The 1,366-nt window shown below is 37.6% G+C and carries 1 protein-coding gene; it reads left to right on the top strand.

What is annotated here, in order from left to right:
- Positions 1 to 75 precede the first annotated feature (75 nt).
- Positions 76 to 1,238, top strand: a protein-coding gene (locus tag BN346_RS15775) for an IS3 family transposase (RefSeq protein WP_086956687.1) whose coding sequence is annotated in 2 segments (ribosomal slippage) — positions 76 to 352 and positions 352 to 1,238 — 1,164 coding nt in all. Because the reading frame shifts where the segments join, the coding sequence is not laid out codon by codon here.
- Positions 1,239 to 1,366: the final 128 nt, after the last annotated feature.

The raw sequence follows: 1,366 nt of genomic DNA on the forward strand, positions 1-1,366 counted from the left end.
TGGATAGGCTACAATTAACTAGACAGAAAAATTAAGGTGTGTAGACTAGAAGAAAACATACCAGGAGGAATTTTTATGTCTAAGAGAACACGAAGAACTTTTTCACAAGAATTCAAGCAACAAATCGTCAATCTTTACTTAGCTGGAAAGCCACGTGTAGAAATCATTCGAGAATATGAACTAACGGCTTCAGCATTTGACAAATGGGTAAAGCAATCTAAAACGAGTGGTTCATTCAAAGAAAAAGATAATCTTACGCCTGAACAAAAAGAATTGTTAGAACTACGTAAAAGAAACCAGCAATTAGAAATGGAAAATGATATTTTAAAGCAAGCAGCGCTGATATTCGGACGAAGAGACAAGTAATCGATGCGAATAAGCATCTTTACCCTATATCAGCGATGTGCAGAATATTAGGTCTATCACGTCAGTCCTATTATTATCAATCAAAACCAAAGAAAGACGAATCAGAACTTGAAGAAGTAGTCGCTGAAGAATTTATCCGCAGCCGAAAGGCCTACGGCTCAAGAAAAATAAAAAAAGCCTTATCAAAACGAGGCATTCAGATCAGCCGACGAAAAATTAGTAGAATCATGAAAAATAGAGGATTAAAATCGAGCTATACTGTTGCTTATTTTAAAGTACATCATTCTACTTGCAATGAAGCCAAAACGACAAACGTATTGAATCGTAAATTCTTAAGAGACAACCCATTAGAAGCGATCGTAACAGACTTGACTTATGTACGAGTCGGGAAAAAATGGAATTATGTCTGTTTCATTTTGGATCTGTTCAATCGAGAAATTCTCGGCTATTCTTGTGGAGAACATAAAGATGCCGTTCTAGTAAAAAAAGCATTTAGCCGTATCAAACAACCTCTGACAGAGGTTGAGATTTTTCATACTGATCGTGGAAAAGAGTTTGATAACCAAGCTATTGATGAATTATTAACAACTTTTGACATCAATCGATCATTGAGTCATAAAGGCTGTCCTTTTGATAATGCCGTAGCTGAATCAACTTATAAGTCGTTGAAAGTAGAATTTGTCTATCAATACACATTTGAAACCTTACAACAATTGGATTTGGAGTTATTTGACTATGTCAATTGGTGGAACCACCTTCGGTTGCACGGTACACTTGGCTACGAGACACCGGTTGGTTACCGTAACCAGAGATTGGCGCAGCGAATCCTTGATAATGAGCTCGGATGTGCTAACGCTAGCGAGGCAGTCTAACTTTAACTGTTAGCTCCTGCCGAAGATCGTCACATCCGAGGAGGCTCATTGTCAAGGACAATCGGAATAGCATACGGAAAGAAGTTCTGCACCTTATAAAATTTGTCAAAAAAACTGTTGCCATTCCA

Source organism: Clostridium ihumii AP5 (genome assembly GCF_000612845.1).
Taxonomy (GTDB): domain Bacteria; phylum Bacillota; class Clostridia; order Clostridiales; family Clostridiaceae; genus Clostridium_J; species Clostridium_J ihumii.